Here is a 5,585-nt window from a genome sequence, read left to right as displayed (position 1 = left end):
CGTGGGCCAGCACGCCGCCGCCATCGCGCGCGCTCTGCCCGATCTGGACTGGACGCCCAGCGACCCGTCCGTCGAAGCGCGCGAGGGAATCGAGATCTGGCGCAAGGCGTCGGGGCTGGACAACCTACGGTCTGCGGAACCTGTTGACGCCGCCGATCCGGCCACGTGGCCGAACGGCCCGTTCCACGCTGTCGTCTGCATCAACATGGTCCACATCAGCCCGTGGGCCGCCACCGAGGGCCTGATGCGCGGCGCGGCGCAGGTGCTCGGTCCCGGCGGCCTTCTGTATCTGTACGGCCCGTACCACGAGGCCGACGTTCCGCTGGCGCCGTCCAACGCGGACTTCGACCGGAATCTGAAAGCCCGCAACGCCGAGTGGGGATTGCGGGCTTTGCAAGACGTCTCTCAGCTGGCGCGGGATCACGGCCTGCACCTGACCCTGCGGGTCGAGATGCCGGCCAACAATCTCAGCCTGCTGTTCCGCAAGGCCTAGCCCAACGTCTGGGCCACCAAGCTCAGCTGTTCGCGGGTCATCAGCGGGGTCGCACCCTCGCTGTCGATGACCGCGCCCGGCGCGTCGGCCAGGGTGGCCGGGTCGATGTCCATGGCGCGGGCCGCCTGGGCGACGCCTTCACCGAAAGCCAGAACCGTCATGCCGTTGGCGCGCGCCGTGGTGATCATGTTGGCCACCTTTTCCTCGGCTGCGGAGTCCGGGGCGCCGCCCGGAATGATCAGGCCGGCCATGGAGCCATCCTCGATGTCGCTCATCTTGGCGGTCGGCAGCACCGTCACGCCGCCGACGGACATGCTCGCGTCGCCGGTGGAGATGGGGGCCATGGAGATGCCTTCGTACTGCATCAGTTGCTCGACATCGCCCAAGGGGCCGAAGTCCATGGAGCGGCGCATGGCCAGGCCCACACGGGCGCGAATCGGTGCGCGGCGAAATCCGCCGCGGGGTTTTCCAGATTTACCGGCGTTGCGTTGAGCGTTCATGCTTCTCCTGAAAGGTTGATCTCAAGTCGACGGACAGCACGACGCCGTCCATTTCCTCACGCTTTCGCGCCAAAGACACGAAAATGACGGGTTGAGCCGCCGCCGCGTCAGGCGCGGGGCGGGACAAGACAATCCGTCATGTGGATGGCTTCTGATATAGGTCTTTGGCCCTGAGGGTCAACCGCCCAGCCTTGCCGTGAACGCCCTGCGACGCCAAAAGGGGGACTTCTCTTCACGGACGAACCATGGCCTTCACCCGCACCTACGACGGCGACGAGCCCGTCCGCATCAACAAGTGGCTGGGCCAGACCGGCGTCTGCTCGCGCCGCGAGGCCGAGGGCCTGATCGGCCAGGGGCTGGTGCGCATCGACGGCGAGGTGGTCACCGACGCGGGCCGCAAGATCGAGCCAGGTCAGACCCTTGTGCTGAGCGACGCGGCCGAGGCCGAACTGGCGGCGGGCGTCACCATCGTCCTGCACAAGCCGGTGGGCTACGTGTCGGGCCAGCCCGAACCGGGCAAGATTCCGGCGGTACGCCTGCTGACCGGCGCAAACCGCATGGGGCCGGGCCAGACGCCCGCTAAGGACGCGTCCCTGCCCCCCATCGGACGCCTCGACGAGGACTCCCGCGGCCTGCTGCTGCTGTCCACAGACGGCGTCGTGGCCAAGGCTGTCATCGGGCCGCAATCGGAACTGGACAAGGAGTATCTGGTCACCGTCCGGGGGCCGGTCACCGAACGAAAGCTCAGTCTGCTGCGTCACGGCCTGGAGCTGGACGACCGGCAGTTGAAGCCCGCCCGCGTCACCGTGGCGCAGGGCCAGACCCTGCGCTTCATCCTGACCGAGGGCCGCAACCGCCAGATCCGGCGCATGTGCGATCTGGTGGAGCTGCGCGTCACCGACCTGCACCGCATCCGCATCGGGCCGCTGACGCTGGGCGACCTGCCGGAAGGCCGGTGGCGGATGTTGAGCCCGGACGAACGGGAGGCGCTGATCCGCGGCTCGGGCGCGGCTCAGTAGGTCGGCGGCACCGACGTGGACGGCGCCGCTTGCGGCCGGGCAAGCGGCAAATCCCGCCCGCCCGCGAACCGCACCAGGGCGTCGATGCGCTTTTCGATGGGCGGGTGGGTGGCGAACAGACCGGCGAAACCGGCGCCCTTTTCCTGATTGTCCAGGAACATGCCGCGCAGTTCGTCGGGCGCCTCAAGCTTGGACTGCCCCGACACCTTGCGCAGGGCCGAGATCATGGCGTCGGGGTTCTTGGTCAGTTCGGCGGCGCCGGCATCCGCCACAAACTCGCGGGTGCGCGACAGCATCATGCGGATCACAGCGGCGAGCACGAAGCCGATCACCGCGATAGCGATGCCGATCAGGATCAGGGGCCCCGCATTCTTGTTGTTTCCGCCGCGCCCGCCCCGCGAATAGAACAGGCTTCGGAACACCAGCTCGGCCATGACACTGATGATGCCCGCGAAGATCGAGGCGATCACCATGGTCCTCACGTCCTTGTTGATGACGTGAGTCAGTTCGTGGGCCAGGACGGCTTCCATCTCGTCCCGGTCCAGGGCGCCCATGAGGCCGCGGGTGACGGTGACGGAATAGCGCCCCTCGTGCAGGCCCGAGGCGTAGGCGTTCAGCTCGGGACGTTCGATGATGCGCAGGGTCGGGGTGCGCATGCCGCGCGAGATGGAGAGGTTTTCCAACAGGTTGTAGAGCTCGGGCTCATCGCGCCGCTCCACCTTCTTCGCCCCGGTCATGGCGTCGATCATGGCCTGGCTGCCGAAATAGGAGATGGCGAACCAGATGGCGGCGACGATCAGGGCCGTGGGCACGGTCCAGCCCAGCATGCTGGCGGCCAGGGCCATGTCGTCGCCCAGCGTCCCGCCGGAGTTCGGGATGACCCCGAACCCCATCAGAACCAGCTGAAGCCCGTACAGAATGACCACCAGCAGCACGGGGAAACCCGCGAGCAGCATGATCGAGCGCGTGTTGTTGGCCCAGATGTGGGTCTTGAGCCCGACGGCCTGACCGTAAAACGCCATGAGGGCCTAGAACTTCACCTGCGGCGGCGCGGCATTCATGGCCGCGCGGTCCGCCTCGCCCAGATCGAAGAAGGGCTTGTCGGAGCCGAAACCCACCAGGCCGGCGAACAGCACAGTCGGGAACTGACGACGCACGGCATTGAACTCGGCCACGGCGTTGTTGAAGAAGCGGCGGGCGGCGGCCAGCTTGTTCTCGATGTCCGACAGCTCGTTCTGGAGTTGCAGGAAGTTGGTGCTGGCCTTCAGGTCGGGATAGGCCTCGGCCACCGCGAACAGGCGCCCGAGGGCGGCGGTCAGCATGTTCTCGGCCTGGACCTTCTCATTGACGCTGCCGGCGCCTTGCGCGGCGGCGCGGGCCTGGGTGACGGCCTCCAGCGTGCCGCGTTCGTGGCCGGCGTATCCCTTCACCGCCTCGACCAGATTGGGAATCAGGTCCTGACGCTGGCGAAGCTGCACGTCGATGTCGGCGAACGACTGATCGGCCGACTGATCCAGCGCCACCAGCCTGTTGTAGGCGCCGACGACAAGAAACAGCAGTACGACGACGACAGCGCCGATGATAATCCAGGTGACCATGAAGCCCTCCTTATCCTAAGCCCGCCACTATCGCGCGAATGACGGCTGGAACCCAAGTGAAATCGGGGTCAGGAACGGGATTGTCAGATCAAATCACCGGTCGGATCCCGCTCAATCTCCCATCCACCAGCGGAACGACTGTCCCTCGAAGGTGCGATCGCCCACGGTCAGGGTTCCGGTCAGGACCGGACTCTCGCTGGAGCCCAGGTTGCGGCGCGCCAGGCCCAGGGCGTCCCCGTCCAGTTCGGCGTCAAGCGTGACCATCCCCACGTTCGGCGACCGGCCCCGGAAGCGCACCCGCGTGTCAGTGATCTCGTAAGCCTCGGGCAGCACACGCGCCGTCACCATGTGATGCTGCTGACCCAGTTCGTTCACTCCGGTAGGGCTGGCTGTGTCGTCGAATTCGATCATGATCGGGCCATAGACGTCGCCGCGCTGACCGCCTTCCCAGGCGGCCATGTCGCTCTGGGGCAGAATGCTGATGTTGGTCAGCCGCCAGGTCCCGGCCTCGACCGGTGTCGCGGGCATGTAATAGCCCGACACGTCCTGACTGATCTCGTGGCTGAAGCCGCTCAGGTGCTCTGTCGCCCCTGCGCCCTCGGCCTCGACCGCCTCCGCATCCACCGGCGGTTCGGCCGTCTGCCGCTCACAGGCCGCGACGGCCAGCGCCGCGGCGCCAGCGATGATCCATCTGCGCATGACATCCCCCTTGCTTGACGCCCGGGGAAAGTGGCGCCGAAAGCCGCCGTCGTCTACCGCGCCAGCCCTTGATCCAGGGCGCGGAAGCCCTGAACGATCAACTCCGTGGCGGCGATGAACCGCGTCGGGTCGATCCGCTCATAATCGTCGGTCGGCTCGTGATAGTCGGGGTGATAGTCCACGCCGAAATAGACGAACGGGATGTTCTGCCGGTGAAATACGGCGTGGTCGGAACTGTTGACCCAGTTGTCGGCGCCGGTGTCGGCCGGCGTGTCCTTGCCCATCACCAGTCGCACGCTGCCCACCGGCTGAATGGGCTCAAGCATCGGACGCAGCTGCGGATACTGCCAGGTCCCCGTGGCCCACAGATAGCCGTCGTCCACCCGCGCGGTCATGTCCAGATTGACGTTGAGGGCGATGGACTCCAGCGGCACGGGCGGACGCTGCACGAATTGATCGGCGCCAAGCAGCCCCCGCTCCTCCCCGTCCAGTGCGACGAACAGCACCGAGTGCGCCGGCGCCTCGACTTTCAGCCGTGCAGCCAACTCCAGCATGGAGGCGACGCCCGAGGCGTTGTCGTCTGCGCCGTTATACAGCCGCCCCTCATAGGTCCCCATGTGGTCGTAGTGGGCCGTCACCACGATGTAGCGGTCCGGCCGCGCCGTCCCGCGGATCAGGCCGATCACGTTCACGCCGTCATAGTTCACCGCACCGATGCGGCTGCGGTTCGGCGCGTTCCAGGGCTGGAGCCGCCCGGTCAGGGGCGCCTCGACCCCGAGCGCTTCCAACCGCGAGACGATGTAGTCACGGGCCCGCTCGCCGCCGGGCGAGCCTGTGTCGCGCCCTTCCATGTCGTCATGGGACAGGATGCGCAGGTCCTCCAGCAACTGACGCGACGCCGCCGGAATGGCGGGCGCCTCCACGCTGGGCGCTGATGCGACTGGCGCCGGGCCCGTTCCGCAGGCGGCCAGGATCAGGGCGGCGACGGCGGCCGAAAGGATGGGAAGGCGCATCGGGAACTCCGTGAGGTTTGCATTCGCTCTAGCGGTTCGCGGACGCGTCGTCAGCTAAACGAACTGTCATTGACCTCAGCCGATGACGCCGCCCGGCAAGGGCCCTAGATTGCGGCCTCACCAGCGGACGAATCCCCGATGCCTGACACCCCCGTTGAAAACCTGACCGAAGCCGAGGCGGCGGACGAACTGCAGCGCCTGGCGGAGGCCATCGCGCACCACGACCTGCTCTATCACGGCCAGGATGCGCCCGAGATCAGCGA

General features: G+C 67.0%; 7 protein-coding genes. 2 read left to right on the top strand and 5 right to left on the bottom strand.

What is annotated here, in order from left to right; all coding sequences use genetic code 11:
- Window positions 1-493, top strand: a 493-nt coding sequence (locus C0461_RS13175) for a DUF938 domain-containing protein (RefSeq protein ID WP_292107652.1), incomplete at its 5' end; no start/stop codon positions are given.
- Here C0461_RS13175 and C0461_RS13170 read toward each other — a convergent pair.
- Window positions 490-993: a hypothetical protein gene (locus tag C0461_RS13170; RefSeq protein WP_292107650.1), complete on the bottom strand. Its 504-nt coding sequence runs from the start codon at window positions 991-993 to the stop codon at window positions 490-492. The two genes, C0461_RS13175 and C0461_RS13170, sit on opposite strands and share 4 nt — an antisense overlap.
- A gap of 245 nt (window positions 994-1,238) precedes the next feature.
- On the opposite strand from C0461_RS13170, the gene C0461_RS13165 reads away from it, so the two are divergent.
- The gene (locus C0461_RS13165; RefSeq protein ID WP_292107648.1) at window positions 1,239-2,012 is read left to right on the top strand and encodes a pseudouridine synthase; all 774 of its coding nucleotides are present in this window, start codon (window positions 1,239-1,241) and stop codon (window positions 2,010-2,012) included.
- Here the strand turns inward: C0461_RS13165 and C0461_RS13160 are convergent.
- From C0461_RS13160 to C0461_RS13145, 4 genes are all read right to left on the bottom strand, one after another.
- A complete protein-coding gene (locus tag C0461_RS13160) occupies window positions 2,006-3,034 on the bottom strand; it encodes a M48 family metallopeptidase (RefSeq protein WP_292107646.1) in 1,029 nt (342 codons plus the stop codon). The genes C0461_RS13165 and C0461_RS13160 overlap by 7 nt on opposite strands.
- 6 nt (window positions 3,035-3,040) lie before the next feature.
- Window positions 3,041-3,610, bottom strand: a complete 570-nt coding sequence (locus C0461_RS13155) for a LemA family protein (protein ID WP_292107645.1) — start codon at window positions 3,608-3,610, stop codon at window positions 3,041-3,043.
- A 111-nt stretch (window positions 3,611-3,721) separates the two neighbouring features.
- A complete protein-coding gene (locus tag C0461_RS13150; RefSeq protein ID WP_292107644.1) occupies window positions 3,722-4,309 on the bottom strand; it encodes a hypothetical protein in 588 nt (195 codons plus the stop codon).
- Between the two features lie 53 nt (window positions 4,310-4,362).
- Window positions 4,363-5,322 carry a M28 family peptidase gene (locus tag C0461_RS13145; protein ID WP_292107643.1) on the bottom strand — a complete coding sequence of 320 codons (960 nt, stop codon included), beginning with the start codon at window positions 5,320-5,322 and terminating at the stop codon, window positions 4,363-4,365.
- Window positions 5,323-5,585: the final 263 nt, after the last annotated feature.

Origin of the sequence: Brevundimonas sp., from assembly GCF_013823285.1 — a bacterium.
Classification (GTDB): Bacteria; Pseudomonadota; Alphaproteobacteria; order Caulobacterales; family Caulobacteraceae; genus Brevundimonas.
This window is presented reverse-complemented; position numbering and strand designations above follow the sequence as displayed.